Genomic DNA, 25,986 nt, shown 5'->3' with positions numbered 1-25,986 from the left:
GCCGCGTCCCCGGGCGAGGTGCGACCTCCGGGAGACGGGGACGAGCAGGCCGCGGCGCTCGTCGCGGCACTGACCGGGCGGGGCGAGACGGTCGCCGCCGCCGAGTCGCTGACCGCCGGGCTCGTCTGCGCGACCCTGGCGCGCGTGCCGGGGGCGAGCGCGGTCTTGCGCGGCGGCTTCGTCGTCTACGCCACCGAGCTGAAGGCGGCACTGGCCGGCGTCGACGCGGGCCTGCTGGCCGAGCACGGCGCCGTCCACCCCGAGGTCGCCGCCCAGCTGGCCGAGGGGGCCCGCGACCGGTGTGGCGCCACCTGGGGCCTCGGGCTGACCGGCGTGGCCGGGCCGTCGCCGCAGGACGGCGTCGAGCCGGGCACCGTGCACGTGGGGCTCGCTGGGCCGGGAACACGCACACCGCGTCTTTCGGGGGCTCGGGTGGCGGAGCCCCCGACCCGAGGCGAAGCCTCGTTTGTCACAGTCCGTACGCTGGCCTTGACCGGAGATCGCGATTTGATCAGGACCGAATCGGTCCGGGCGGCGTTTGCCCTGCTCGGGGAACATTTGGCGTGAAACACGCGTTCGCCCTTGGCGTACGGGCACACCAACTCCTGCGCCCGGGGCGCCGCTCTGGGTAACGTAGGGGGTACTTGTACGGAAGGGAGGCGCGTGATGACCGTGCTGTTGCGTGAGGCGATCGGTGATCGGCTCCGTCATGCCCGCACCAACCAGCGTCGTACGCTGCGCGACATCTCCCGCGCCGCCAGGGTCAGCCTCGGCTACCTCTCGGAGGTGGAGCGGGGCCAGAAGGAGGCGTCGAGCGAGCTGCTCGCGTCCATCTGCCAGGCCCTGGACCTTCCGCTCGGCGAGCTGCTGCACCACGTGGCGGCGGACGTTTCGGCCCTCGACAACGTCGAGGTCGCACCGGTCGACGAGCGGATCGTGGAAGGCAAGCCCCGGGAGAAGAGGGGCGCCGAGGCCTCGGCGGCCGGCATCGAAGGCGGTCGCCTGATGTCCGAGCTGATCGGCAACGACCTCGCCGACCTGCGGGTTTCCCCGGCCCCGCGCATGAACACGACGTTGCGCACGACGATCGGCCAGCCCAAGCTGGCCTCGACCATCGCGGCGTAGGAGCGGATAGGCGACAACAGCCCCGGGCAGACGCCCGGGGCTGTTCGCGCGGTGGGCCGAGCCCGACCCCGGCACCCGAAGTGCAGGTCCCGGTGCTGCCGGCCCAAGCCCCAGCCGCGGAACCGGCCGAACCCGACCCCGCCAAAGCCCGTTCCAGACCCTCCACCAGGCCTTTTCCGCCCTCATTTCGCCCGACACCCCAGGGCAACCCGCCCGGGGCCGCCCGCGTTACCTCCAGGGGTGATCAGGGGCGAACCCTGAAATCCCCCGGGGTCGCCTGGAACGGAAGTGGCCGACCTGACACGATGGAACCCGACGCCGGGGTCGGTGCGTTGCACATGCAGGGGAGTGACGCCCCACCCCGAGGATCACTAAGGCCCGTGGGACGCAAGAAGGCAGGCGGAGGAGATGGCCAACCCGTTCGTGAAGTTCTGGAAGTACATGATGGCGGCGTTCTCGTCGAAGATCGACGAGCACGCCGACCCGAAGGTACAGATCCAGCAGGCCATCGAGGAGGCGCAGCGCAACCACCAGGCGCTGACGCAGCAGGCCGCCTCCGTGATCGGCAACCAGCGGCAGCTGGAGATGAAGCTCAACCGGCAGCTCGGCGAGGTCGAGAAGCTCCAGGCCTCCACCCGGCAGGCGCTGGTCCTCGCCGACGAGGCCCGCTCCAAGGGTGACGAGCAGAAGGCCACCGAGTTCGAGAACGCCGCGGAGAGCTTCGCGACGCAGCTCGTCACGGCCGAGCAGAGCATCGAGGACCTGAAGACGCTGCACGACCAGTCGCTGCAGGCGGCGGCCCAGGCCAAGAAGGCCGTGGAGCGCAACTCGCAGATGCTGCAGCAGAAGCTGGCCGAGCGCACCAAGCTGCTCTCGCAGCTGGAGCAGGCGAAGATGCAGGAGCAGGTCTCCGCTTCGCTGAACCAGATGAGCCAGCTGGCCGCGCCGGGCAACACGCCGTCGCTGGAAGAGGTCCGCGACAAGATCGAGAAGCGCTACACCACGGCGCTGGGCTCGGCGGAACTCGCCCAGAACTCGGTCCAAGGGCGCATGATGGAGGTCCAGGCCTCCACCACGCAGATGGCCGGCCAGTCGCGGCTGCAGCAGATCCGCGCGTCGATGCACGGTGACTCGGTCGCCCAGGTGACCGACGGCGGCAAGGCGGCTCCGGCGGCGAGCAGCCAGGCCGACATCCAGCGGGAAATCCAGGCGCGCGTGCAGGCCGAGCAGGGCAAGAACCCGGCCTGACGACGCCGAAGGGGGCGAGCACCATGGGGCAGCAGGGCAGACGCCGCGACTTCAGCGAGCTGAGCGCGAAGCTGGAGAAGCACATCGAGAAGCTGCCCGACTACGCCGTGCGCGCCCAGGAAAAGCTCCAGAAGGTGCAGAAGTACTTCCCGCCGGCCGACCAGGCCGGCGGGAAGCCCGCACCGCAGCGCCCGAACCCGCTGCAACGGCCGCCGGTCCGGCGGCCCGACATGACGGCCTCGCTGTCGTCCATGGCCAACCAGGTCCCGGCCTTCGCCGAGGCCCGCGCCAAGTGGGACCGCTGGAACCACCCGGCCGCGAAGCTCGAACGCCGCAAGCGCCGGACGTCGAAGGCGCTGACGCTGTGGATCATCTTGACGATCCTGTGCGCGGTCGTGACGGTGGCCGCCGCGGTCGGCTGGATCAGCCCGGCCGGCGTCGCGATGATGCCGCAGGCGATCACGGCGTTCGCGGGAACCGTCATCTTCGGCACGTTCAGCGTCCGCTCCGGCCTCAAGCTGCGTGAACTCAAGCGCACCCCGATCCCGGCGGCGCCGGCCGGACCGCCGCCGCTGCCGCCCGCCCGTTCGGCGGCCCGCGAGCCGATGGAACGGCTCGCCGAGTGCGAAGCCTCGCTGGGCGAGCTGCTGCGCCAGCTGTCGGTGCCGTCCTCGCTCGGGACACCGCTGGTCTCGGAGGTGTCCGTCGCGGACGCCCGGCAGACGGCGACCGAAGCGGCGGCCGCCCTGCGCGGCCTGGCGGGCCGCATCCAGGCGATCGAACGCGGCCGCGACTCCGCACCCGCCCGGGAGAAGGCGGCGCTGGACGCGGCTGTCGCCAAGCTCCGCGAACAGCTCGACGACGGCCTCGAGGGCTACCGCGGCCTGGTGGCCGCGGCCGGCCACACGGTCGCGGCGTCGAGCGACGGCCTGGTGACGTCCAAGCAGGCCCTCACCGACGCCACGGACCGCCTCGCCGGCCTGGCCATGGCGCTGCGCGAACTCTCCTGACCCCGTAACCCGCGTGATCCGGGCCGGATCCCGCGTGATCAGACCCGTAACTCGCGTGATCCGAGCCGGAACGGCTCCAATCACGCGAGTTACGGCCTCAATCACGCGAGTTCCGGCTCCAATCACGCGAATCCGGGCCGCGTTCCGCCATCCGGATCCCGAACTACGCCGTTCGGGTGCCGCCGTCCGGAGGTATCACACCGCGTGCGTGATCGTGCGTTTCGCCTCGGCGTCGCGCCCTGTTCACCTCTTGGGGCCGAAACCCGCGCGTAATCGGAATCAGCTGCCTACGGAAACGTCCGCGATCTAACGTTTCTGTCATGCATGCAGAGGTGTCACTCGCCGGGAGGCCCGCCGTGCACTGAGGTTCGCCGGCGCCGACCGTACACAGTGGACTTTCTCGACCGCCGAGGAAAGGACGCCCCGTGAACACGCTCCCGCCGGACCCGGATCCCGTGCCGATCACCCCGCCCACCGCCTCCGAGCGCGTCATCACGGCCTTCGAACGCCTCACCGAGGCCGGCCGTCCCGAACTCTGGTCCACCCTGCGCGCCGTCGAAGACGTCCTCGTCGACGCCAAGGCCGTCGACGAGCGCGTCAAAGCGGGCGAAGACCTGCCGCTGGCGGGCACCGTCATCGCCGTGCCGGAACTGATCGACGTCGCCGGGCAGCCCTCCGGCCGTTCGGTCCCGGAAGCCAGTGCCACGGTCGTCTCCCGGCTGACCTCGGCCGGCGCCGTGGTCCTCGGCAAGACCGGGGCCGGCACCGTGGCCGCGGCCTGGGACCGGACCAAGGCGGGCGGCCGCGGCGCGGCGGTCGCCGTCGCGCTGGGCATCGTCGACCTGGCGCTGAGCACCGCGGGCCCGGTCCCGGCCGCGCTGAACGCCGTCGTCGCGCTGAGGCCGACCCGCGGCCTGCTGCCGATGACCGGCGTCCGCGCGTGCGACGGCGTCTCCGTGTACGCGAGGGGCCTGATCACCGGTCGTCGCGCACTCGCCCTGATGACCGGCCCGGACGGCGTTTCCGCGACCCGCACCTGGCCCGCCGACGTCCGCCTCGGCGCCGGCGAGCACCCGCGGATCGCGTACCCGCAGGGCCTGCCGCTGAGCGACGCCGCGGCCATCGCATTCGAAAGCGTCCTGAAGCGCCTGACGGCGTGGGGCGCCGTCCTCGAACCGGTCTCCCTCGACGAGCACACCTTCGGGGACGCCCTCCTCCTGCCCACCGTGCCCGACCACCCCGGACTCGCCGAAGCAGAGGCCGACCCGGCCGGCGGCGGCCACCGCCTGGCCTCCTGCACGGCCTTCGCGAACCTCCTCGACGTGGCCGCGGTCACCGTCCCGGTGCTGCCCGGCGACCGCCGCCCGTTCGGCGTCACCTTCCTGACGCGGGCGTTCGAGGACCAGATCGCCCTCGACCTCGCCACCGTCTGCACGGACGAGCCGATGACGCCCTACCCGGAGCCGGGCGAAGACGTCGTCGTGTTCGGCGCGCACCTTCGCGGCCAGCCGCTCAACCCCGACCTCACCGAGCTCGGCGCCCGGTTCGGCGGGCCGGTCCGGACCACCGAGAGCTACCGGATGGTGCTCCTGAACACCGAACCGCCGCAGCCGGGCGTCCTCGGAGGCGACACCGGCCTCGACGGCGAGCGCTGGCGGCTGTCCCCGGCCGCGTTCGACCGCTTCGCCGCGACGCTGAAAGCGCCCTTCGTCTTGGAGCGCGTCGAACTCGAGGACGGCTCCACCCCGCTGGCGGTGCGTTGTGACCCGGCCGCGCAGGGCCCCGGTCTGGACCGCTACGACTCCTGGCGCGGGTACGTGCGCTTCGCGTCTACCGCCGGGCTGCGAGACCCCGGCTGACGCGGCGCACCAAGCCCGGCCCGTGCAGCGCGAAGCCCGTGTAGAGCTGCACGAGCGACGCACCGGCGTCGACGAGCCGGACCGCGTCGTCCGGGCCCATGATCCCGCCGACGCCGATGATCGGCAGGTTCCCGCCGGTGTGGTTGTGCACGAACCGCACGACCTGCGCCGCGCGGGTGGTCAGCGGCCGGCCGGACAGCCCTCCCGCCTGTCCGGCCAGGCCGCTTTCCGCGGGCGTGATGCCGTCGCGCGCCAACGTCGTGTTCGTGGCGATGATCCCGGCGACGCCGTGCTCCAGCGCAACCTCCAGCAGCTCCGCCAGCGCGTCGTCGGTCAGGTCGGGCGCGACCTTGACCAGCACCGGCGTGGGCGCACCCGGTCCGGCGAGCTCGAGCGACGTCGACCGCAGCTCCCCGAGCAGTTCGGCGAGGGCGGTGCGGTCCTGCAGCTGACGCAGCCCCGGCGTGTTCGGCGAGCTGACGTTGATCGCGAAGTAGTCCGCGTACGGGTGCAGCGCGCGCAGCGAAAACCGGTAGTCCTCGACGGCGTCCTCGAGCGGCGTCACCTTCGACTTGCCGATGCTGATCCCCAGCGGGATGCCCGGCTTCCCGTCGCGGGCGAGCTTGGCCGCGAGTGCTTCCGCGCCGTCGTTGTTGAAGCCCATGCGGTTGATCACCGCGTCGCTGGCCGGGAGGCTGAACAGCCGCGGCTTCGGGTTGCCCGGCTGCGCCAGCCGCGTCACCGTGCCGGCTTCGACGAACCCGAAGCCCAGCGCGGCCCACGCCGGCAGGGCACGGCCGTTCTTGTCCATCCCGGCGGCCAGGCCGACGCGGTTGGGGAACCGCAGGCCCAGCACGGTCACCGGGTCGTCGACGCGGAACGCGCCACCCAGGGCGGGCGCGGCCGTGCCGAGCCGGGCCAGCACGCCGATCGTGCGCTCGTGCACCAGCTCGGGGTCGTGGTAGGACAGCCGGTACAGCGCCGGGCGGACGATCTTGTCGAAGAACACGGCCCCTATGCTGCCAAATCGCCCGTGGACCGCGACCCGAGCGTCACGCCGGAGTGAACGCGGCCACTAATCGCGGTCCTTCCACTCGTCCTCGAGCATCGCGTAGATCAGCTCGTCGGCCCATTCGCCCTTGACGATCTCGTTTTCCCTGAGGCGCGCTTCGCGGCGCATGCCCAGGCGTTCCATCAGCGCGGCCGACGCGGTGTTGCGGCCGTCGCAGCGGCCGATGATGCGGTGCAGCCCCAGGTCTTCGAACCCCAGCCGCAGCAGCTCGGTGGTCGCCTCGGCGGCGAGGCCCTTGCCGTGGTGGTCCGGGTGGAAGACGAACCCGATCTCGCCCCGCCGGTGCTCGCTGCTGAGCCACTCCAGGTTCAGGTCGCCGATCAGCTGTCCCGTCGCGGCCAGTTCGACCGCCACGGCCAGGAACTGCCCTTCCTGGGTCAAGGTCGAGCTGTGCACCCGTTTGGCGAGCGCCGCGGCCGACTCGGCGCGGCTGCGCGGGCCCCAGTAGAGGTAGCGGGCGACGTCGGCGCGGGACTGGAAGGAGTTCAGCGCGTCGAGGTCCTCGGGCGTGAACGGGCGCAGGAGCAAGCGGTCCGTGGTGATCGGGTAGTCGGGCCTGAGCATGGATCCAGGCTACCGAGTATCAACCGTCCGGGGGACGGAACGCCGAAATGCTGATCGCCGGACGGTCGGCCCGCGACGCCGGATGACATGACCTGCACAGATGAGCAAAAATAAAGGGACCCCCGGGGATGCTCTCAAGCGCCGTCAAACGCCTGAGCCCGAGCCGGACTGGTGCTCGGAAACCCCGGGGGCACGGTGACTGCCTGGTATTCGCTATCAGGCACCACGTGAAGCAGGCGATGAGCCGAAGGTGGCTCGGTTGTATCGCTGCTCAAAGTCCTCCACGTACCATCCGCTAGCGGACAGTCACCTCACGAGTCCTGTTGGAATACAACTTAGGACCACCTCCTCTCTCGTGTACTTCCACGCTAGGCGAAGTCCTCGGGTTCCGGCAACGTCATTTTTGTGATCTCTTGCCGCAGCCCGGCTTTCCGGTGTTCGCCGAGGAAGGACGCGTCGACGGCGTTCTCCGCGAGCCGGGCCAGCTCGGCCGCGGTGAGGCCGAGTGTTCCGGCGACGGCGACGTACTCCCCGGTGAGCGTGGCGCCGAACATCGGCGGGTCGTCGGTGTTGAGCGTCACCACGAGGCCGTGGTCCAGCATCCGCCGGACCGGGTGCGCGGCGACCGACGGGACCTGGCCGGTCCGCACGTTCGACGTCGGGCACACTTCCAGCGGGATCCGGTGGGCCGCAAGGTGTTCGAGCAGCGCCGGGTCGGCCGCGCAGCTGGTGCCGTGGCCGATCCGCTCGGCGCCGAGGTCGTGCAGCGCCGACCAGATCGTGGCCGGCCCGGTGGTCTCCCCGGCGTGCGGGACGCTGTGCAGCCCCGCTTCCCGCGCCCGGGTGAAGAACGGCTCGAACTGCGCGCGCCCGACGCCGAGCTCCGGCCCGCCGAGCCCGAACGACACCAGGCCTTCGGGGCGTTCGCGCAGCGCGAACACGAGCGTCTCCCGGCCGGCCCGGATGCCCTTTTCGCCCGGAATGTCGAAGCACCAGGCCAGTTCCACGCCCAGTTCGGCGGCGCGGGCCCGGCCGCTTTCCAGCCCCGCGAGCAGGTCGTCGCCGGGCACGCCGTCGAGCAGGTGGTTGTACGGGGTCACGGTGACTTCGGCGTAGCGGCAGTGGTGCGCGGCGAGATCCACCGCCAGGCCCGTCACGAGCGTGTGGATGTCGTGGCGGTCGCGCACGAGTGAGGTGACCGCGAGGTACACGGTGAGGAAGTGGGCGAAGCTGCGGAAGGTGAAGAACTCCGCGAGCTCGCGCTCGTCGGTGGGGACCCCGGCGGCGGGGCGGCGCCGGGCCAGCTCCAGCACGGTCGGCAGGCTCGCCGAACCGACCAGGTGGACGTGCAGTTCGACCTTGGGCAGGGCGTGCGCGAACGCGCGCAGCGCCTGCCCGGCCAGGATTTCGGGCATGACGAAGCTCCCTGAAGTGTCTTCGGAAAGGTGACGGGAAGGAGCGCGCGCGGCTCAGGGAGCGAGGTCGCCGCGTTCGGTGTCGGCCCCGTAGAGCGGGAGCTTGAACGTCGTCACGTGACCCACGTTACCGCTCCGGGTAGGGGCCGGCCTGGTCCTTCGGGCAGAACCACGTCGGCCGCTGCCGGACGTCGTGGCCCTGTGTGCGAACCAGGAGTTTGCCGCCGCAGCGGAAGCAGCCCTGGCGGGTGCGCTCGTACACCCAGTTCTTGCGGTTGCGGTCGAGGTGGCCGGTGGTGCTCTGGTCGAAGCGCCCGGCGGTGGCGTTCGCCAGCAGCAGCTTCCGGGCGAGCGCGACCGTGCGCCGCGGGTCCACTTCGGACACCGGCGTCCACGGCGTCACCCCGAGCAGGAAGGCGATCTCGCACTTGTAGAGGTTCCCGACGCCCGCCATCACGCGCTGGTCGAGCAGGGCGAGCCCGAGCTCGCGCGCCGGATCGGCCGCCAGCGCCGCCACCGCGCGGGCCGCGTGCTCCGCCGTCCACTGTGGATCCAGCAGGTCCGGGCCGAGGTGGGCGACGAGGTCGTGTTCCTTGCCCGTGGGCACGAGTTTCAGGTCGTGGACGCGGAAGCCGATCACCTGGACGTCGGCCGCGGTGAGGACCACGCGGGCGTGGTGACCGGGCCGGCGCCACTTCGCACCGGCCGGGTAGACGTCCCACATGCCGTCCATCATCAGGTGGGAATGCAGGGTCAGGTCGCCCGAGAAGCGGGTGAACAGGTGCTTGCCGACCGTCCCGACCCCGAGCACCTCGCGGCCGGAGAGGTCCGCAGTGGCCAGTTGGGGCACGCGGAATTCGCCGCGCAGCAACGTCTTCCCGGTCATCGCCTTGGCGAAGCGCTTCGCGACCAGGAACACGGTGTCACCTTCGGGCACGGCTCACCCCGCGGATTCGGTCACCTCGGCCGGGGCCTCGGGCGTCTCCGGGGCGGGGCCTTCGGGCCAGTCCGGGCCCTCGGCTTCCTCGCCGGCGATGCGGTGCCGGCCCGCCCGGTTGGAGCGCAGGATCTTCGCCAGCACCATGTTGAACGTCAGCGCGATCTCCTGCGCGCCGGGCGAGTGCCACTCGTGGATCGGGCTGCACGCGCCCTGGGCCTGCTGCACCGCGAGCCGGTCGGTGATGGCCGTCGGCATCACCAGCGAGCCGAAGTTCTCGCGCAGCTCGGCGATCCGGAACTGGTGCTCGTAGGAGCGCACGCGCAGCTTGTTCACCAGGACGCCGATCGGGCGCAGGTCCGGGTTGAGGTCCTTGCGGATCTTCTCGATCGCCTCCAGGGCACGGGACGCCCCGGCGACGGCGTACATCGTGGGCTCGGTCACGATGAGCGCGCTGTCCGCGGCGACCAGCGCCGACTTCGTCAGGCGGCCCAGCGACGGCGGGCAGTCGAGGACCACCAGGTCGTACGGCGTTTCGCGCAGCGGCGTGCGGTGCAGCTCGTCCAGCGCGCGCGAGAAGTTCCCCAGGCGCTCGCTGTCGGCGTCCGGGTCGTTGAGCAGCTCCAGCTCTTCGGTGCCGACGAGGACGTCGACGTCCTCGCTCCAGACGCTCGGGGCGATCGCGCGTTCCAGCGTCTCGCGGGTGGGGGTTTCGAGCACGTCGGCGAGGGTGGCGTCGGTGAAGGGCGGGTCGAGCGACGTGGTGGCGTTGCCCTGCGGGTCGAGGTCCACCACCAGCGTCCGCGTGCCCCTGCGCAAGGCGGCGGACGCGATACCGAGGGCGACCGTCGTCTTGCCGACGCCTCCCTTGAGGCTGAGTACGGCGACCGTGTGCACGACGACCAGCCTACGGGTGCGCGCGAGACGCGCCGCCGGGCAAGGGGCGTTCACTCGAAGGGAGGAGCCCGGGAGGTGGGCGGGCGCGGGCACTACCCTGTGCGGCATGAAGACGGAGACCGTGGCCGCCCGGGGTTCGGGCGCCGTTCGCCGGGTGCTCGAGGCCGAACTCAAGGCCGCCCGCGCCCGGGGTGCCGAGCACCCCCGCGTCGTGGACGTGGGTGGCGGCAGCGGCGGCTGGGCGGTGCCGTTCGCGGCGGCGGGCTGCCGGGTGACGGTCGTCGAGCCGAGCCCGAACGCGCTGGCCACGCTGCAGCGCCGGGCCGAGGAAGAGGGCGTCTCCGAGCTGATCACGGTGATCGCGGACGATTCCGACGCGCTGGGCCGCTACGTCGAGGCCGGCTCGGCCGATCTGGTGCTGGCGCACGGCCTGCTGGAGATCGTCGACGACCCGGCCGGGGTGCTCTCCGCGCTGGCCAGGGCGGTCGCGCCGGGTGGAGCGGTGTCGGTGCTGGTCGCGAACCGGCACGCGGCGGTGCTGCACCGCGCGCTGGCGGGCCGGGTCGGCGAGGCCCGGCGGCTGCTCGAGAGCGTCGACGGGATCGTCCCGGGCGACACGGTGCTGCGCCGGTTCGACGCCGAAGGGCTGCGCGCCCAGCTGGTGGCGGCGGGCCTGGACGTGACGCTCCTGCAGGGCGACCGGGTGATCGCCGACCTGGTCACCGGTGACGTCCGCGAGGACGAGCTGGCGGAGTTCGAACGGGCGGCGGCGGGCACGCCGGCGCTGCGGGACATCGCGGGCCGGCTGCACGCGCTGGCGCGGCCCGCCTGAGCCTTCCCACCCGGGCGCGCCGAAACTGTCGGTGGTGCCGGGTAGCGTCCCGGACGTGGGGCGAAATGCTGAGTTGCCGGGCGGGATGGGCCGGTTCCGGGTCCGGCAGGGAGAGCCGGTGCCGGACGACACCGGGTGCGGGCTGCTGCACGTCGACATGGACGCGTTCTTCGTGTCGGTCGAGCTGCGGACCCGCCCCGAGCTCGCGGACAAGCCGGTCGTCGTGTCCGGCGGCGGGCCACGGGCCGTCGTGGCCGCGGCGAACTACCCGGCGCGGAAGTTCGGCGTGCGCTCCGCGATGCCGTTCTCGACGGCGAAGCGGCTGTGCCCGCACCTGATCAACATCCCGCCGACGTCCGGGCTCTACGGCGAGGTCTCCCGCGGTGTCATGGGCATCTTCCGCGAGCTGACGCCGCTGGTCGAACCCCTGAGCCTCGACGAGGCCTTCCTGGACGTCAGCGGGGCGTTGCGGCGCCTGGGTGCGACGCCGGCTTCGCTGGGCGCGCAGCTGCGCGAGCGGGTGGCGGCCGAGCACGGAATCACCTGCTCGGTGGGGGTGGCGAAGGTCAAGTTCGTCGCGAAGCTGGCGTCGGGCATGGCGAAACCGGACGGCATGGTCGTCGTGCCCGCGGCGGAGACCCTGGCGTTCCTGCACCCGTTGCCGGTGTCGGCGCTGTGGGGCGTCGGCGCGCGGACCGAGGAGCACCTGCGACGCCTGGGCCTGGACACCATCGCCGACGTGGCGGCGTTCCCACCGGATCGGCTGAAGAAGTCGCTCGGAACGGCGATCGGCGAGCACCTGTACCGGCTCGCGCACGGCGTCGACGAGCGGTCCGTGGTGGTCGACTCGCCGGAGAAGTCGATCGGCGCGGAGCACACGTTCGACGTCGACCTGCACGACCGGGCGGCGCTGGGGCTCGAGCTGCTGCGCCTGTCCGAGCGCGTGGGGGCGACGTTGCGCGGGCGTGGTGTGCGCGGCCGGACGGTCTCGATCAAGGTGCGGTTCGCGGACTTCCGGACGATCACCCGGGCCCGCACGCTGGTCTCGGCGACGGACGTGGCCCGGCAGATCCACGCGGTCGCCGTGGCGTTGCTCACCGAGCACGCGCCGACCGGGGCGGTGCGGTTGATCGGCGTCCGCGTCGAAGGGCTCGACACGGGGGAGGCGGGGGAGCAGCTGGTGTTCGACTCACCGGCACCGCGCTGGCGCGACGCGGAGGTGGCGGCCGACGTGGCGCGGTCGAAATTCGGCTCCGCAGCGGTGCGGCCGGCGTCGTTGCTGGGACCGCGGGAGGGGTGAAGCTGCGGACGGTGATCTTGCGCTCGGCGGGGTTCCCCCACAACGGCGGGAGAGCTGCAAAACGGTCACGATCAGCGACGGTGACCGTCCGCAACGCCCGTCGGCAAGGATTTAGCCCAATTCGATCCCGACTGGATGCGGGATCGGGTAGTCGTGCGGGCGTGGGCCTCGTATCCTGGACAGTGCCACCCCGCCTGGGGTTGGCTGTTGGGTCCAGGACGTTGCGCGGCCCGGCGCCCGCGACAGCTGTGCCGGAGGAGGAAAGATGCCACTCTCCGAGCATGAGCAGCGGCTGCTCGATCAAATCGAGCGCGAGCTCTATGCCGAGGACCCCAAGTTCGCATCCACGGTGCGTGGCACCCGGTTGCGTCGCCCCGCTCGCCGACGGCGTATCCAGGGCATCGCCCTGTTCGTAGTGGGCGTGGCCCTGCTGGTGCTGGGCGTGGTGGTGCCGCAGTTCCGGGTGGCCGACATCCCGCTGATCAGCGTGCTCGGGTTCCTCGTGATGTTCTTCGGAGTCATGTTGGCCGTCACATCGCTTCGGCACGGCGCCGAAGGAGACGGCAAGGGCGGTGGACCAGGTGCCCGCGGTGGCAAGCAAGCCGGCCGCCGGAGTTCCTTCACGCAGAGGATGGAGGAGCGCTTCCGCCAGCGCTTCGAGGAGCAGTAGCGCCGCAAGACCTCAAGATCCGCGTCCCGCCGAACGGAGGGACGCGGATCTTCTTGTGTGCTCACCCACCCCAGCAGTCCCACCGCGGCGACGGTGACATTGGGTGACCCCCACCCGGGTGAGCCCGCGGCCCGGCAAAACACGTGACTGGCGGGGCATCTCACGTGATCCAGGGGGCATCTCACGTGATTGGAGGGGCATCACGACGATGCCCGCCCCCGCACGAGTGATGCCCCGCCAGTCACGCGAGATGCCCCGCCAATCACGCGAGATGCCCCGCCAATCACGCGAGATGCCCTTCCAATCACGCGTGATGCCTCTTTGCGTACGCGTCGGGACCCGTTCGGGCTGGGCGTTGCGGGTTACTCGCGGTTGCGGAAGACCGATCGGGGGAACAGCCGGCCCTTCCACGAGAGCGGCGCGTTGCGGCGAAGGCTTCGCCGCAGCCCCTCGAACGCCGGCGGGAGCTCCGGCTGGGGTGCGTCGTCTTCGCCGTACCAGGACCGCTCCAGCACGCCGATGACCGTCCGGAGGCCTTCGCGGCCTTCGTCGTCGAGGTGGTGCTTCGCCGCCAGCTTCTGACTCGCCACCCGGACCGTGTCGCTGCTCGGGATGGGCAGGCCGCGGTCGGCGCACTCCGCGCGCAGCTCCGCCCACGCCGCGTCGGCAGCGCCCGGCTGTTGCTGGACTATGCGCTGCAGCCGGCGTCGGCGGAGCGCCTCGCGGGCCAGGGCCGGACCCGTGACCAGGAGGAGCAGCACCACCACCAGCACACCGAGCCACCAGGCCACCGTCGCCGCGAGCAGGCCGACCGCGGTGATCCAGAACCCGGCCGCCAGCAATGGCAGCCAGCCGAGCAGCGCCTGGGGCCGGGACGGTGCCGCCACCGGTGCCGGCGCCCGCACGAGCAGCGCGCCCTCGCTCCGGTCGCCTTCCGCCGGGCCCGTCCCTGACGGTGGATCCGTTTCCGGCGACGCGGATTTGCGTGCGTTGGCGCGTCCGCGGTCGAGCACCCGCCGCAGCAGCGCCGCGACGAACAGCGCCCCCGCGCCCAGCAAGGCGAGCACCACGGCGAGGTTGAACAGCCAGTCGTCGCTGCCCGACGCGTCCTTGGCCGTCTGCTGGGGGAGGTTCTGCTCGGTGTCGCGCGGGACGCCGGTGGGCGCCGCGCTGGACTGGACCGTGCTCGGCGCCACCTGCGTGTCGTCGGGCTGGTTGCCGTTCTGCGGGCCGGCCTGCAGGTACGACGGGGTGATGCCGCGGCCGTCGGACAGCGGCGTCGGGTCGAACGTCACCCAGCCCTTGTCGCCGAAGTACGCCTCGACCCACGCGTGCGCGTCCTGGGTGCTGATCGACAGGTAGTCGTTGACCTGCATGCCCGGCGTGAACCCGATCGCCACCCGCGACGGGATGCCCGCCACCCGCAGCATCACGCCCATCGCCGACGCGAACTGCTCGCAGAAGCCGCGTTTGCCGTTGAGGATGAAGTCGGTGAGCGCGTCGGTGTCGTTGGCCGGCGCGGTCTTCGTGTCGTAGACGAACCCGTTCTGCGCCGTGAAGTACCGCCAGATCGCCGTCGCCCGGTCGAAGTCGTTGGACGCGCCCGCGATCAGCTGCTCGGTCTTCGCGCGGACGCGGTCGTCGACGCGGTCGATCTGGGTGTAGCGCGGCGGCAGGTCGTCGACCCGCGAGGTCACGCGCAGCTCCTGGGCCGTCGGTTCCTTCAGCGACGCGTATTCGGTGTACGCCGGTGGCGCTTCGCTGCGCGTGGTGAAGACGGTGCCGCTGACCTGGTCGTAGAGGTAGCCGTTGGCCGCACTGTCGATGACGCGCGGCGCGCCGTACACCGGCAGCCAGTTGTCCCGCCAGCTGGTTGGCTCGACGTCGATCCGGCGCGCGGTGCCGCTGCCGTCGTCGCCCGGCGCGGGCGGCAGCGGCGGCCCGACCGGGACGCCCTGCTGCGAACGGCCGTCGTCGTGCAGGCCCCAGCCCTTGTTGGGGTAGTAGGTGTCCAGCGTCATCGCGCGCATCAGCCGCCGGTCGGTGCCGAGGCCGCGGACCTTGAACAGCTCGCGGTTGGACCCCTGGTCGAGCATGCCGCGCAGCTCGGTGAACGGCTGGATGCCGAACCCGCCGGAGCCCGCGCCGGCGCCGTTGCCGCTGCTGCCGAACGGCATTCGCCCGATCGTGCCGACCCAGGTGATCGCCCCGCCCAGCAGGCCGAGCACGATCGCCGCGCAGACGACGGCGACCGGCGCGGACAGCACCGCCGGCTTGCCGCTGCGCCCGGGCGCTTCCCGGGTGCGCCAGCGCCGGTGCCGGTGCTGGCCGTCGACGGCCAGCAGGCCGGCGAACGCCGCCGCGCCGAGCAGGAACGTCCACCAGGGCAGCATTTCCTCGCTCAAGGCGGCCGGCACGGCGTAGACGCAGAGCAGCACGAGCCCGGTGGCCGCGGGCGCGGCTGCGGCCACCGTCAGCGTGTCGACCAGGACGGCGACCAGCCCGATCAGGATGGTGATGAGGCACAGGATCGGCTGACTGCCTTCGACCGGCGGCAGCCCGACGCGGATCTGCTCGGCGGCGGCCGAAAGCGTGGTCCCGATCTCGGAGAACGCGTCGGGGCCGGGGATGACCTGCAGGATCCCGTGCGTGGTGAACGCCCCGGTGATGAGGAAGAGCAGGACCAGCAGCTGGCCGAAGCCGACGAGGACGGTGGGCACCTGCAGCGAGCGCAGCGCCAGGCCGCTCGCGCCGATGAGCAGCACGGCGACGAAGAGGTAACCGAACCAGGCGAGCCCGGCGACGACGCTCGTGACGGAGGTCGCCGCACACAGGGTGGCGACGCCGGCGGCGACGGGAGCGAGGACGCTGCTGCGCCAGGCCGAAAGCGGCCGTTCCGGGCGCGGCGCGGGCCGCTCGAAGGTGCGCGGCGGTGCGGCGGTGCTCATCGCGAACCCCCGGTCGAAGTCTTGCGGCGGGTGGCGGACGGGCGGGGCACCGGGGCGGTGCCGGTCGAGGTGCTGGGGCGGAGTTTGGCGCGGGTTGCGGATGGGCCGGGCAGCGGGGCAGTTCTGGTCGCGGACCTGCCGGTCGAGGTGCTGGGGCGGAGCTGGGCGCGGGTGGCGGACGGGCGCGGCAGCGCGGCCATGGCCAACGCGGGTCGTCGAGCGGCGCCGCGCACCTGGGCGTTGGTGCTCATCGCGGCCCCCCGATCAGCGTCCCCCGGCGGGCGGCGCTGTGGCAGAGCTCGGCCCACACCTGCGGCATCGGCGAACCCGGTCCCGCCACGATCACGCCCCAGCCGGCCGCGCGCAGCAGTGCCGCCGAGTCCTCCGTCGCCGCCGCTCGCTGCTCCGGGGCCGTCACCCCGGCCGACCACGTCGGTGTGTCGAGCAGGACGGCGAGGCTGCGGATGCCGCGCGGGCGGAACTGGGTCAGCTCGTGCACCGCCTCCGTGCTCACCGTGCCGAGCACGGCGATCAGCTCCTGGCCCTCGGCCGGATCGCCGGCCAGCGTGATGTCGCGCTGGTGCGCCGGCTGCAGCGCCGCCAGCGCGTCGAGCACCACGTGGTCGTAGTGGTCGCCGCCGTCGCCCGGGGTGTCGGCGAGCGTGGCTCCGTGCTCGCTCACCAGCCGGACGCGGTGCCCGGACCGGCGCAGGTGCAGCGCGGCCGACGCGGCGAACGACACCGCCCACTCCAGGCTGGCGGCCGGGCCGCTGCCGTGGTGGGCGGCGGCGCGGTGGTCGAGCAGCACCGTCGTGCCGCCGCGCCACGGGCGCTCCTCGACGCGGACCATGATCTCGTCGCGGCGGGCCGTCGAGCGCCAGTGCACCTTGCGCAGGTCGTCGCCCTGGCGGTACTGGCGGACGATCACGTCCGCCTCGCCCTGCCCGGCGTGCAGCCGGACCGTCCCGTCGTCGCCGACGCCGATGCCCGCGCCGCTCGGCAGGCCCCACAGCGAGACCACGCGCGGCACGACCACCAGCCGCGAGTGCCCGATCAGCTCGCGCTCGAACTCGCACAGCCCGAACGGGTCGGTGATGGTCGCGCGCAGCGGCCCGACCTGCTGGATCCCGCGCAGCACCGGCTGGAGCGGGTAGCGCAGCGCGACCCGCCGGTCGTGCGGGAGCCGTTCGACGACGAACCGCGGCCGCGAGCCCAGCGCGTACGGCACGCCGTCTTCGAGGAGGATTTCGCCGGCGGGCAGCCGTCCGCTGCGCCACAGCTCCAGCTGCACCTCGCCGTTCTCGCCGACCGCGACCCGTTGCGGGCGCAGCGAGCGGGTGGCGCCGATGCGCAGCCGGGTCGCCGAGATGAACGCGGCGACCAGCAGCGGCAGCGCCACCACGAACATCGCGACCCGCAGCAGGTCGCGTTCGTTAAGCACGAACGAGCACACCGCGGCGGCGATCCCCGCGGCCAGGAGGCAGCGGCCGCGGGTGGTCAGGCCGGACAGGGCACGCAGCATGCCGTTCTCTTCCCCTTCGGCGGTGAAAAGCTAGGGCCGGGCGCCCTGCGGCACCGGCACCCGGTGCAGCACCGCGCGCACGACGTCGGTCGCCGACCGGCGGGCCGCGTGGGCCTCGGTGGTCAGCACCAGCCGGTGCGCCAGTACCGGGACCGCGACCGTGTGCAGGTCGTCCGGCACGACGTAGTCGCGGCCCGACAGCGCGGCCTGGGCCCGCGCCGCGCGGACGAGGTGCAGCGTGGCCCGCGGGGACGCGCCGAGCCGGATCTCCGGGACGCCCCGGGTGGCCGAGACGACGTCGACGGCGTACCGGCGGACCTCCGGCGCGATGTGCACGCCGCGGACCGTCTCGATCAGCCGGTGCACGGTTTCGCCGTCGGAAACCGGCTGCAGGTCGTCCATCGGGTTGTGGCCGGCGTGCTCGTCGACCATGGCCAGCTCGGCCTGCTGGTCGGGGTAGCCGATGGAGACGCGCGCGGTGAACCGGTCGCGCTGGGCTTCGGGCAGCGCGTAGGTGCCTTCCATCTCGATCGGGTTCTGGGTGGCGATCACCATGAACGGCTCGTCGAGGTGGTAGGTCGAGGTGTCGACGGTGACCTGGTGCTCTTCCATGCACTCCAGCAGCGCCGACTGCGTCTTCGGCGAGGCGCGGTTGATCTCGTCGCCCACCACGATGTTCGCGAACACCGGGCCGGGCCGGAATTCGAAATCGCCGGTCTGGCGGTTGTAGATGGACACGCCGGTGACGTCGCTCGGCAGCAGGTCGGGCGTGAACTGGATGCGGCTCACCGTGCAGTCGATCGACCGGGCGAGCGCCTTGGCCAGCGACGTCTTCCCGACGCCGGGTACGTCCTCGACCAGGAGGTGGCCTTCGGCGAGCAGCGTGACCAGCGCGATCCGGATGACCTCGGGCTTGCCGACCAGCACGCGCTCCACGTTGGCGGCGATCCGCCGCGCGGTGTCGTGCAGTTCGTCCAGCGCCACTCTGCCGGGGTGGCCGTGGGCCCGGCCGTTGCCCGAGGGCTCCGCCGGATAAGGCGGCCGCCCGGATGCCTGCTCGCCCGATCCGGGCGCCGCAGACTGGATTCTCGACGTCACTCGACCTCCTGGTGGCGCATGGCCGCGCGCGTTGTGCGCACCGCCGGGCCGAACGGCCCCCGCTGCTGTCCGCGCGCAGCGACCAGCCTTCCACCCAGTGTGTCAAACCCGGGCGAACCGGGGGGCGGAACCCCGCGATGACACTGCGCAAGCACGGACGATACCCCGATCGGGTGTCCCTTCACCCGATTCTGGGTGCTCCCGCTGACACCCCGTCCTGTCGTATGCTGCGTTGCGAGGTCGCCCGGCTACGGAGAGGCGTAACCGCTTATGAGCGAGGTGCGAACGCAGCCGCCCTTCGACGTCCGTGGCTTCGCGGTCGCGCCCGAACTGGCCACGGACGCCTACGCGAAGCTCGGCGAGCTGCAGGACGTCGTGGGCGAGATGGTCCGCGAAGCCAAGGTGCTCGGCCGCAGCGTCCCCCTCGGCGGCGGGTACGCGGGGGAGATCGGCGAGTTCATGGCCGAATACGGCATCGGCGGCCAAGGCTCGGCGGTGCAGCAGCTGACGGCGTTCGGCAAGGAACTCGAGACGCTCAAGCACCGGATCGGCCAGGCGCTGGCGAAGTACCAGCACGCCGACGAGCAGGCCGCCGAAGGCGTGGACTGCACGGGTGGCTGAGCCGGTGCGCGAGGAGCGGACGGCCGCGCGGGGTAGCGACGGGCCGGCGCGCGGGCCGGGTGAGCCGGTGGGTGTCCCGAGCCGTGGGACCCGCCCGGGCAGGCGCGGGCTCCGTCTCGTCCCTCTCCTTCTTTTCTCCCTCGCCGCGTGCGGGCAGCAGACCGCTCCGCCGGCCGCCGCGGGGCACACCTCCGCGCAGGCCCCCGCCGTGCCGCCGCCCTCCGCTTCGGCCACCGGCCTCGCCGCGCTCGACCCTTGCACGCTGCTCTCCCCGCAGGACCGGTCGGCCGCCGGGGTGAGCGTGCTCGGCAAGCCCAAGGACATCGCCGGTGCCCGGGCCTGCGACTGGACCGTGCCCGGCACCTTCGGCGTCACCGTCACCTTCGACGAGAAGAACGGCCTGGCCGACCTCGACGTCGCCAAGAAGAACGCCACGAAGACGACGGTCGGCACCCACCCGGCGCTGAAGGTCGCCGACAAGCGGGCCGCCGACGGCACCTGCGCCGTGCTGCTCGGGGTCGGCGACGGCGCCAGTGTCCAGATCGACGTCAGCAACACCGGCTTCTCGGACACCCCGCTCGCGTGCCGGCGCGCGGGCACGGTGGCCGGGCTGGTCGAACCGAAGCTGCCCTGAGAGAGGTGCGCCGTGCCCGAACCCCCCGTTCCCACCGCGCGGTACGAGGCCTACAGCCACGAGGCGATGGCCGCGGAGGTCGCCCGCGGCAACGACCCGGTCGCCGCGGGGGAGGCGGGCGCGCGCTGGGACGGGCTGGCGAAACGGCTGCAGGAGTCCACCGCCGACGTCGCCGCGCTGGTCGCCGCCACGGACGAGCACTGGCGCGGCCAGGCGGGGGACGCGGCGCGGGCGGCACTGGGCCGGGCCGCGCGGTGGCTTTTGCACTCCGCCGCCGTCTCGGCGTCGGTCGGCCAGGCCGTCGGCGCGCAGGCCGAGGTGGCCGCGCGGGCCCGGGCCGACATGCCGCCGCCGGTGACCTACGACCCGGCGTCGATGATCCGCGACGCGGCGTCCTCCGGGAACGTGCTGGTCCTGGCCGGGCTCGCCGGGGAGATGGCGGCCCGCCGTGCCGAAGCGGAGGCCGCGCGGCAGAAGGCGATCGACGTCCTGCGGACGCGGGACACCGCCCTGCGCGGCCACGTGCCCGCCGAGACGTTCCCCGCCCCGCCGGCGCTGGGGCGGGCTTGATCCGCGTTTCGGCGTCGGCGTTCGACATCCTCTGGACCGACCTCGGCCACGACCGCCCGCCGGAACCGCTGAGCGTCCGCAGCGTCGGCGCGACCGACGAGGAACGCGCCGAGGTGCGGAAGGCGGTCTACGGCAACCTCGCCGAGCGCGGCCTCTACGACGGTTCCCGGCTGGAGCCCGCACTGGCGTCGCGCCTGAACCTGCTCGCGGACGCCGACGTGTTCGTCGCGTGCGAGGCGCTGGCGGACATGACGGCACCGGCGCCGTTCCGCGCGGTGACGGCGTCCCGGGGCCGCCGCGCCGTGCTGGCGACCCAGCCGGAGCAGACGATCAGCCTCGATTCGATCGGCGAGGGCGAGCTCTGCACGGCGATCGTGGACGTCCTCCCGGAGCTGTCGGCCGGCCCCGGCTACGGCATCAGCCTCCCGGCGTCGACGCTCTCGGGGGCACCGGACGCCGTTTCGGGGGCGACGTCGGCGCAACTCGAGGAGGTCCGGGCGATCCAGGCCCGGCCGGTGTACGCGGCGGGGCAGTTCAGCGTCAGCCGCCGCTCGGCGTCGGGCCGGGTGGAGCGGGTGGGTGGCTTGACGTGGTTCGACACCGACGTCGGCGCGTATTGCGCGACGAAGACCGCAGGCCGCGGCGGCCAGGAGTGGGTGACGGTGAGCCCGGTCGACAGCCCCCGCTTGGCCACCCGCGTCGCCGCTCTCCTGACCCCGCAAGACTGAGCGCCAAGAGGCATCACGTGTGATTGCAGGGGCATCACGTGTGATCAGCGGGGCATCACGCGTGATTGGAGGGGCATCTCGCGTGGTGGGAAGGCCGACACGTCTCGGCGGGTGATGCCCGCTCAAGCACGCGTGATGCCTCCTGGATCACGCGTGATGCCCCGCGGGTCACGCTGGGGTCCCCACCTTGACCCACGGGCGGCCCCACCGGTCCCCACTGCGGGGCCAAGCGGGCCCCACGGGGCCCCACTTGGGGGCGGGAGGGTTCTTTCGCGGCCGTTATGCGGACGCATGGGCAGCAGCTGAGGTTGCTCCGGACCCCGGCGTGGGGGATCTTGGCCACCGTCCCCCACCACCGCCCCCACCAGGCCCCACCCTGCTGACCTGCGCAAACGGAACACTCGACGGAGTGGTTCGCGCTTTTGTCGCGTTGACTGTGGTGAAAAGTGGGGTACGGTGGTGGCCAGTGGGGCGGAAGGGAAGCCCCGTCGCCATCCGGGGTGGTTCGCCACCGTGGACGGTAGGGAGGTGGAGGCCGTGTTCCTCGGCACCCACACCCCGAAACTGGACGACAAAGGGCGGCTCGCGCTGCCCGCGAAGTTCCGTGACGCCTTGGCGGGTGGGCTGATGCTTACCAAGGGGCAGGACCACTGCCTCTTCGTCTTCCCCCGCGCCGAGTTCGAGCAGATGGCGCGCAAGGTCGCCGACGCCCCGTTCACGAACGAGGCGGTTCGGGCCTACCAGCGCTACCTGTTCGCCGGCACGGACGAGCAACGTCCGGACGGTCAAGGGCGCATCACCATCGCGCCCGAGCTCCGCCGCTACGCGGGGCTCAGCAAGGAGTGCGTGGTGATCGGGGCGATCACCAGGCTGGAGATCTGGGACGCCCAAGCGTGGCAGGCGTACCTGGAGGAGCACGAAGACAGCTACGCGAAGGCTCGAGAGGAAGTACTGCCGGGCGTCTTCTAGGCGTGCGGTCGCGGTGCACCTTCGTCGTCGGGGGACGAGAGGTTCGCCGCCCGCGCGATGTAGGGGAAGCCCACCCGGATGCCGTGAGGCCTCTGTCCGCTCAATGGCCCTGGTGCACCTTCCCCGGTACCAGGTCAGCAGCGGGCGGACAGGGACCTGACGGCATCCGCCATATTTCCCCCCGGGCCGCCCAGGCGAGAGAGGGGGAGGGAACACCATGACGGCACCCGAGCACGTCCCGGTACTGCTGAGCCGGATAGTCGAGCTGTTCACTCCCGTGTTCGCCGACCGCGACGGCGTCCTCGTGGACGCGACGGTCGGCCTCGGCGGGCATTCCGACGCCCTGCTGGAGACGTTCCCGCGGCTGCGGCTCGTCGCGCTGGACCGCGATCCCGCCGCGCTGGAGAAGTCGGCGGAACGCCTGGCCCGCCACGGCGACCGCGTCGACTTCGTCCACACGGTCTACGACGGGCTGCCGGAGGCCCTCGAAAGCGTGGGCCTCGAGAAAGCCGACGGCATCCTGTTCGACCTCGGCGTCTCGTCGATGCAGCTGGACCGCGCCGAGCGCGGCTTCGCCTACTCCAAGGACTCGCCGCTGGACATGCGGATGGACCCCACCACCGGGTTCACCGCCGCCGACGTCCTCAACACCTACGCGCCGGGCGAACTCATCCGGATCCTGCGGGACTACGGCGAGGAGCGCTTCGCCCAGCGGATCGTCAAGGCGGTCGTGGCCGCGCGCGAGAAGGAGCCGTTCACCAACAGCGGGCGCCTGGTCGAGCTGCTCTACGACGCCGTCCCGGCGGCGACCCGCCGCACCGGCGGGCACCCGGCCAAGCGCACGTTCCAGGCGCTGCGGATCGAGGTCAACGGCGAACTGGAGGTGCTGCGCCGCGCCATGCCGGCGGCGCTGGGCGCACTGCGGACCGGCGGGCGGATCGTCGTCGAGTCGTACCAGTCCCTGGAGGACCGGCTGGTCAAGCAGGCGCTGGCCGAGCTCGCGAAGTCCCGCACCCCGGAAGGGCTCCCGGTGGAACTGCCGGGGCACGGACCGGAGCTGAAGCTCCTGACGCGCGGCGCCGAGAAGGCCGGCGAAGAGGAGATCGAACGAAACCCGCGTGCCGCTTCGGTGCGGCTGCGGGCCGCAGAGAGGATCGGAGAGCCGCGATGACCGCTCCCGCGAAGTCCCGCCGCCGGGCCGCGCCGGCGACGCGGGGCCGCAGCGACGCCGCCCGCACCTCGACCACCGTCGAGCCGGACCCGCAGGCGCCGCAGCCGGGCAAGGCCGCGCCCCGGCGCGGGTCGCGCGGCCGCACTTCCGCCGCCGAACGCGCCTACGCCCGCCGCGCCCAGCGCGCCGACCTGCTGAAGGAGCGGGAGGCGCGGCCGGAACCGAAGGCGCGGCCCGCCGAGCCGCCGGAGCTGCCGAAGCTCAAGCTGAAGTCGCTGCTGCCGAAGTCGCGGGCGTCGTTCGTGCTGATCATGATGGCGCTGCTGGCCGCCGGGGTGGCGACCACGCTGTGGCTGACCACGCAGGCCATCGCCGACTCCTACCGGCTCGAGCAGCTGCGCACCACCAACGCGAACCTGGCCGAGCAGAAGGAACAGCTGCAGCGCGACGTCGCGAAGGCCGAATCGCCCGCTTCGCTGGCCCCCGCGGCCCAGCAGCTGGGCATGGTGCCCGGCGGCGACCCGGCGCGGATCGTCGTCGGCCCGGACGGCAAGACCTCGCTCGTCGGCGAGCCCAAGGAGGCCAAGGCGGACGCCCCGGTCGTGCCGGCCGCGCCGCCCGCCGCGCCCGCCGCCGGCACGCAGTCGCAGCAGGGTGCGCCGATCGAGGGTGACCAGCCCGCCGTGCCCGCCGAGGAGCAGCCGCCGGCGCAGCCGGGAGGCGGCCAGTGATGGCTTCGGGCCGCAGCCAGGTCCGCGCCCGCGCCGCGGGCAGCGCGCGGCGCACCTACGCCGCCGGCACCCGCAGCGCGGCCGCGCGCCGCGGCAACGGCGGGCACCGCAGCCGGTTCTCCGCCGTGCGCCTGCTGCTGGTCGCCGTGCTGCTCGTGGCCGGCGTGAAACTGGTGCAGGTGCAGTGGTTCGACGCCGCGGCGCTCTCCGCCGCGGCCGAGCGGCAGCGCACCCAGACCATCGACATCCCCGCCCAGCGCGGGTCCATTGTGGACCGCAACGGCGCGAAGCTGGCGTTCAGCGTCGAGGTGCGCACGCTCTCGGTGAACCTCAAGGCGCTGCACAAGAGCATGGACGACTACGCGGCGAAGAACCCCGGCACGTCGAAGACGTTCGACTCCGAGACCGCCGCGGCCGCCAAGTACATCGCGGGCAAGCTGCCGAACGTGCTCAGCGAGCAGCAGCTGCTCGACCTGTTCCACAAGCAGGCGTCCTTCACCTACCTGGTGAACAACGTCGAGCCCTCCATCGCCGCCGACATCGTCAAGCACTTCGCGTGGATCGGCGTCGAGAAGCGCGCGCTGCGCGAATACCCGGGTGGGAACCTGGCCTCGAACATCGTCGGCGCCGCGAACTGGCGCTCCGAAGACCCGGACGTGTCGAAGCACAACCTGCACGGGCTCGTCGGCCTCGAGCTGCTGCGCGACAACGACCTGGCCGGTACGCCGGGCCGGATGCTGGTCAACACCAAGAACGGCAGCGACAACGTCGTCATCCCGGGCACCGAGCGCGACCTGCAGGCCGCCGTCCCCGGCTCGGACCTCGAGCTGACCATCGACTCCGACCTGCAGTACGAGGTCCAGCGCCAGCTGACCGACTACGTCCAGCAGTCGCACGCCAAGGGCGGGCAGGCCGTCGTCATGGACGCCAAGACCGGCGAGGTCTACGCGCTGGCCAACGACAAGACGTTCGACCCCAACGACCAGAGCAACTGGACCACCGACGACCTGGCCAACCCCGCGGTCACCACGCCGTTCGAGCCCGGGTCGGTCAACAAGCTCGTCACCGCCACCGGGGCGATCGAATACGGCGTCGCCACACCGGAGTCGACGATCGAGGTGCCCGGCGCGCTGCAGGTGGCCGACAAGACGGTGCACGACGCCTGGACCCACGGGACCCAGACGTTCACCACCACCGGCATCTTCGCCAAGTCGTCCAACATCGGCACCCTGCTGCTGGCGCAGAAGATCGGCGAGGAGCGCTACGCCAACCTGCTCAAGTCGTTCGGCCTCGGCCAGCGCACCGGCGTCGGTCTCCCCGGTGAGAGCTCGGGCGTGGTGCCCGCGCGCAGCCAGTGGTCGGCGACCACCTTCGGCAACCTGCCCATCGGGCAGGGCCTGTCGATGACCGTCCTGCAGATGGCCGGCATGTACCAGGCGATCGCCAACGACGGCCTGCGCGTCGAACCCCGCATCGTCAAGGCGAAGGTCAACCCGGACGGCACGACCGTGCCCGAGCCGGCCCCCAAGGCGGTCCAGGTGGTCGGCCCCCAGACGGCCAAGACGGTGCGCGACATGATGCGCGCGGTCGCCCAGAACGGCAAGGGCCTCCAGAAGGGCACCGCGCCCTCGGCGGCGGTCGAGGGTTACCAGATCTCCGGGAAAACGGGCACCGGCCAGCAGGTCGACCCGCGGACGAAGGCCTACAGCGACCACCTGTACAACATCACCTTCGCCGGCATCCTGCCCGCCGACCACCCGCGGTTCGTCGTGGGGATCCGGCTCGACGCGCCCGACACGACGCTGCCGGTGGGGCACTCGGCCGCGCCGCTGTTCCACACCATCGCCTCGTACGTGACGCAGCGGTTCCAGATTCCGTTGTCCGACGGTCCCTCGCCGGAGGTTCCGCTCATCATCGCCCCGTAAGCACTGTCCGTTAAAGCCCCCTCACGCGGGTGAGCGGGCTTTGACGCGTGAGCGTCCACATCGGCCTGCTCCGACGGGGAAACCGTTGCGGGACAACGACGTCGAGACCGCCGTTTAGCACATGTGCCCGGCTCGCACGC

The 25,986-nt window shown here is 72.3% G+C and carries 24 protein-coding genes; 16 read left to right on the top strand and 8 right to left on the bottom strand.

Going from position 1 to position 25,986, the window contains the following annotated elements; genetic code table 11:
- Nucleotides 1-18: 18 nt before the first annotated feature.
- The 5 genes from Q5425_RS41085 to Q5425_RS41065 all read left to right on the top strand — a co-directional run bounded on the left by Q5425_RS41085 (nucleotide 19) and on the right by Q5425_RS41065 (nucleotide 5,242).
- Nucleotides 19-567 carry a nicotinamide-nucleotide amidohydrolase family protein gene (locus Q5425_RS41085; RefSeq protein ID WP_308677919.1) on the top strand — a complete coding sequence of 183 codons (549 nt, stop codon included), beginning with the start codon at nucleotides 19-21 and terminating at the stop codon, nucleotides 565-567.
- 99 nt (nucleotides 568-666) lie between these two features.
- The gene (locus Q5425_RS41080; protein ID WP_308677813.1) at nucleotides 667-1,125 is read left to right on the top strand and encodes a helix-turn-helix transcriptional regulator; all 459 of its coding nucleotides are present in this window, start codon (nucleotides 667-669) and stop codon (nucleotides 1,123-1,125) included.
- Between the two features lie 408 nt (nucleotides 1,126-1,533).
- A complete protein-coding gene (locus Q5425_RS41075; RefSeq protein WP_285993504.1) occupies nucleotides 1,534-2,373 on the top strand; it encodes a PspA/IM30 family protein in 840 nt (279 codons plus the stop codon).
- A 23-nt stretch (nucleotides 2,374-2,396) separates the two neighbouring features.
- Entirely contained in the window at nucleotides 2,397-3,383 is a 987-nt protein-coding gene (locus Q5425_RS41070; protein ID WP_308677812.1) for a phage shock envelope stress response protein PspM, read from the top strand.
- 425 nt (nucleotides 3,384-3,808) lie between these two features.
- Nucleotides 3,809-5,242: an amidase family protein gene (locus Q5425_RS41065; protein WP_308677811.1), complete on the top strand. Its 1,434-nt coding sequence runs from the start codon at nucleotides 3,809-3,811 to the stop codon at nucleotides 5,240-5,242.
- Here the strand turns inward: Q5425_RS41065 and Q5425_RS41060 are convergent.
- The 5 genes from Q5425_RS41060 to Q5425_RS41040 all read right to left on the bottom strand — a co-directional run bounded on the left by Q5425_RS41060 (nucleotide 5,214) and on the right by Q5425_RS41040 (nucleotide 10,127).
- On the bottom strand, nucleotides 5,214-6,251 hold the full coding sequence (locus Q5425_RS41060) for a quinone-dependent dihydroorotate dehydrogenase (protein ID WP_308677810.1): 1,038 nt from the start codon (nucleotides 6,249-6,251) through the stop codon (nucleotides 5,214-5,216). The genes Q5425_RS41065 and Q5425_RS41060 overlap by 29 nt on opposite strands.
- 66 nt (nucleotides 6,252-6,317) lie before the next feature.
- Nucleotides 6,318-6,878, bottom strand: a complete 561-nt coding sequence (locus Q5425_RS41055) for a GNAT family protein (RefSeq protein ID WP_308677809.1) — start codon at nucleotides 6,876-6,878, stop codon at nucleotides 6,318-6,320.
- 368 nt (nucleotides 6,879-7,246) lie between these two features.
- Nucleotides 7,247-8,293, bottom strand: coding sequence for an adenosine deaminase (add, locus tag Q5425_RS41050; protein WP_308677808.1), 1,047 nt, complete (start codon nucleotides 8,291-8,293; stop codon nucleotides 7,247-7,249).
- A 127-nt stretch (nucleotides 8,294-8,420) separates the two neighbouring features.
- Nucleotides 8,421-9,230: a DNA-formamidopyrimidine glycosylase family protein gene (locus tag Q5425_RS41045; protein ID WP_308677807.1), complete on the bottom strand. Its 810-nt coding sequence runs from the start codon at nucleotides 9,228-9,230 to the stop codon at nucleotides 8,421-8,423.
- A 3-nt stretch (nucleotides 9,231-9,233) separates the two neighbouring features.
- The gene (locus Q5425_RS41040; RefSeq protein WP_308677806.1) at nucleotides 9,234-10,127 is read right to left on the bottom strand and encodes a ParA family protein; all 894 of its coding nucleotides are present in this window, start codon (nucleotides 10,125-10,127) and stop codon (nucleotides 9,234-9,236) included.
- 106 nt (nucleotides 10,128-10,233) lie between these two features.
- Between Q5425_RS41040 and Q5425_RS41035 the strand changes: the two genes are divergently transcribed.
- The 3 genes from Q5425_RS41035 (at nucleotide 10,234) to Q5425_RS41025 (ending at nucleotide 12,929) form a co-directional block, all read left to right on the top strand.
- Nucleotides 10,234-10,959, top strand: a complete 726-nt coding sequence (locus tag Q5425_RS41035) for a methyltransferase domain-containing protein (RefSeq protein WP_308677805.1) — start codon at nucleotides 10,234-10,236, stop codon at nucleotides 10,957-10,959.
- Nucleotides 10,960-11,044: 85 nt separating this feature from the next.
- Nucleotides 11,045-12,259 carry a DNA polymerase IV gene (gene dinB, locus Q5425_RS41030; protein WP_308677918.1) on the top strand — a complete coding sequence of 405 codons (1,215 nt, stop codon included), beginning with the start codon at nucleotides 11,045-11,047 and terminating at the stop codon, nucleotides 12,257-12,259.
- A 265-nt stretch (nucleotides 12,260-12,524) separates the two neighbouring features.
- On the top strand, nucleotides 12,525-12,929 hold the full coding sequence (locus tag Q5425_RS41025) for a DUF3040 domain-containing protein (RefSeq protein WP_308677804.1): 405 nt from the start codon (nucleotides 12,525-12,527) through the stop codon (nucleotides 12,927-12,929).
- A gap of 362 nt (nucleotides 12,930-13,291) precedes the next feature.
- Here the strand turns inward: Q5425_RS41025 and Q5425_RS41020 are convergent, their stop codons facing one another.
- From Q5425_RS41020 to Q5425_RS41010, 3 genes are all read right to left on the bottom strand, one after another.
- Complete coding sequence (locus Q5425_RS41020) at nucleotides 13,292-15,877, bottom strand: DUF3488 and transglutaminase-like domain-containing protein (RefSeq protein WP_308677803.1); 2,586 nt, start codon at nucleotides 15,875-15,877, stop codon at nucleotides 13,292-13,294.
- Nucleotides 15,878-16,124: 247 nt separating this feature from the next.
- Complete coding sequence (locus tag Q5425_RS41015) at nucleotides 16,125-17,399, bottom strand: DUF58 domain-containing protein (RefSeq protein ID WP_308677802.1); 1,275 nt, start codon at nucleotides 17,397-17,399, stop codon at nucleotides 16,125-16,127.
- 30 nt (nucleotides 17,400-17,429) lie between these two features.
- Nucleotides 17,430-18,497 (bottom strand): MoxR family ATPase, encoded by a 1,068-nt coding sequence (locus Q5425_RS41010; RefSeq protein ID WP_308677801.1) that lies wholly within the window; start codon nucleotides 18,495-18,497, stop codon nucleotides 17,430-17,432.
- A 270-nt stretch (nucleotides 18,498-18,767) separates the two neighbouring features.
- On the opposite strand from Q5425_RS41010, the gene Q5425_RS41005 reads away from it, so the two are divergent.
- The 8 genes from Q5425_RS41005 (at nucleotide 18,768) to Q5425_RS40970 (ending at nucleotide 25,846) form a co-directional block, all read left to right on the top strand.
- Nucleotides 18,768-19,118 carry a hypothetical protein gene (locus Q5425_RS41005; RefSeq protein ID WP_308677800.1) on the top strand — a complete coding sequence of 117 codons (351 nt, stop codon included), beginning with the start codon at nucleotides 18,768-18,770 and terminating at the stop codon, nucleotides 19,116-19,118.
- Nucleotides 19,111-19,752 carry a DUF3558 domain-containing protein gene (locus tag Q5425_RS41000; RefSeq protein ID WP_308677799.1) on the top strand — a complete coding sequence of 214 codons (642 nt, stop codon included), beginning with the start codon at nucleotides 19,111-19,113 and terminating at the stop codon, nucleotides 19,750-19,752. The genes Q5425_RS41005 and Q5425_RS41000 overlap by 8 nt, the downstream gene beginning before the upstream one ends.
- Before the next feature lie 12 nt (nucleotides 19,753-19,764).
- Complete coding sequence (locus Q5425_RS40995) at nucleotides 19,765-20,322, top strand: PPE domain-containing protein (RefSeq protein ID WP_308677798.1); 558 nt, start codon at nucleotides 19,765-19,767, stop codon at nucleotides 20,320-20,322.
- Nucleotides 20,319-21,050, top strand: coding sequence for an ESX secretion-associated protein EspG (locus tag Q5425_RS40990; RefSeq protein WP_308677797.1), 732 nt, complete (start codon nucleotides 20,319-20,321; stop codon nucleotides 21,048-21,050). The genes Q5425_RS40995 and Q5425_RS40990 overlap by 4 nt, the downstream gene beginning before the upstream one ends.
- 537 nt (nucleotides 21,051-21,587) lie before the next feature.
- Nucleotides 21,588-22,019: a division/cell wall cluster transcriptional repressor MraZ gene (gene mraZ / locus Q5425_RS40985; RefSeq protein ID WP_308677917.1), complete on the top strand. Its 432-nt coding sequence runs from the start codon at nucleotides 21,588-21,590 to the stop codon at nucleotides 22,017-22,019.
- A gap of 217 nt (nucleotides 22,020-22,236) precedes the next feature.
- Nucleotides 22,237-23,190, top strand: coding sequence for a 16S rRNA (cytosine(1402)-N(4))-methyltransferase RsmH (rsmH, locus tag Q5425_RS40980; protein ID WP_308677796.1), 954 nt, complete (start codon nucleotides 22,237-22,239; stop codon nucleotides 23,188-23,190).
- Nucleotides 23,187-23,921 (top strand): hypothetical protein, encoded by a 735-nt coding sequence (locus Q5425_RS40975; protein WP_308677794.1) that lies wholly within the window; start codon nucleotides 23,187-23,189, stop codon nucleotides 23,919-23,921. The genes rsmH and Q5425_RS40975 overlap by 4 nt, the downstream gene beginning before the upstream one ends.
- Nucleotides 23,921-25,846 (top strand): penicillin-binding protein 2, encoded by a 1,926-nt coding sequence (locus tag Q5425_RS40970; RefSeq protein WP_308677793.1) that lies wholly within the window; start codon nucleotides 23,921-23,923, stop codon nucleotides 25,844-25,846. The genes Q5425_RS40975 and Q5425_RS40970 overlap by 1 nt, the downstream gene beginning before the upstream one ends.
- The last annotated feature ends 140 nt before the right edge of the window (nucleotides 25,847-25,986 follow it).

Origin of the sequence: Amycolatopsis sp. A133 (assembly GCF_031082405.1) — a bacterium.
In the GTDB taxonomy this organism is placed as follows: Bacteria; Actinomycetota; Actinomycetes; order Mycobacteriales; family Pseudonocardiaceae; genus Amycolatopsis.
Note: the sequence above shows the minus strand (reverse complement) of the source record. Positions and strands in the feature narration are given on the sequence as shown.

What these genes read in the sequence shown, in the direction of transcription:
- Q5425_RS40975 (WP_308677794.1), top strand. Translation starts at nt 23,187, where the DNA reads ATGACCGCTCCCGCGAAGTCCCGCCGCCGGGCCGCGCCGGCGACGCGG.
- add (WP_308677808.1), bottom strand. Translation starts at nt 8,293, where the DNA reads ATGCCCGAAATCCTGGCCGGGCAGGCGCTGCGCGCGTTCGCGCACGCC.
- Q5425_RS41005 (WP_308677800.1), top strand. Translation starts at nt 18,768, where the DNA reads ATGAGCGAGGTGCGAACGCAGCCGCCCTTCGACGTCCGTGGCTTCGCG.
- Q5425_RS41035 (WP_308677805.1), top strand. Translation starts at nt 10,234, where the DNA reads ATGAAGACGGAGACCGTGGCCGCCCGGGGTTCGGGCGCCGTTCGCCGG.
- rsmH (WP_308677796.1), top strand. Translation starts at nt 22,237, where the DNA reads ATGACGGCACCCGAGCACGTCCCGGTACTGCTGAGCCGGATAGTCGAG.
- Q5425_RS41055 (WP_308677809.1), bottom strand. Translation starts at nt 6,878, where the DNA reads ATGCTCAGGCCCGACTACCCGATCACCACGGACCGCTTGCTCCTGCGC.
- Q5425_RS40970 (WP_308677793.1), top strand. Translation starts at nt 23,921, where the DNA reads ATGGCTTCGGGCCGCAGCCAGGTCCGCGCCCGCGCCGCGGGCAGCGCG.
- Q5425_RS41025 (WP_308677804.1), top strand. Translation starts at nt 12,525, where the DNA reads ATGCCACTCTCCGAGCATGAGCAGCGGCTGCTCGATCAAATCGAGCGC.
- Q5425_RS41015 (WP_308677802.1), bottom strand. Translation starts at nt 17,399, where the DNA reads ATGCTGCGTGCCCTGTCCGGCCTGACCACCCGCGGCCGCTGCCTCCTG.
- Q5425_RS41075 (WP_285993504.1), top strand. Translation starts at nt 1,534, where the DNA reads ATGGCCAACCCGTTCGTGAAGTTCTGGAAGTACATGATGGCGGCGTTC.
- dinB (WP_308677918.1), top strand. Translation starts at nt 11,045, where the DNA reads ATGGGCCGGTTCCGGGTCCGGCAGGGAGAGCCGGTGCCGGACGACACC.
- Q5425_RS41020 (WP_308677803.1), bottom strand. Translation starts at nt 15,877, where the DNA reads ATGAGCACCGCCGCACCGCCGCGCACCTTCGAGCGGCCCGCGCCGCGC.
- Q5425_RS41080 (WP_308677813.1), top strand. Translation starts at nt 667, where the DNA reads ATGACCGTGCTGTTGCGTGAGGCGATCGGTGATCGGCTCCGTCATGCC.
- Q5425_RS41070 (WP_308677812.1), top strand. Translation starts at nt 2,397, where the DNA reads ATGGGGCAGCAGGGCAGACGCCGCGACTTCAGCGAGCTGAGCGCGAAG.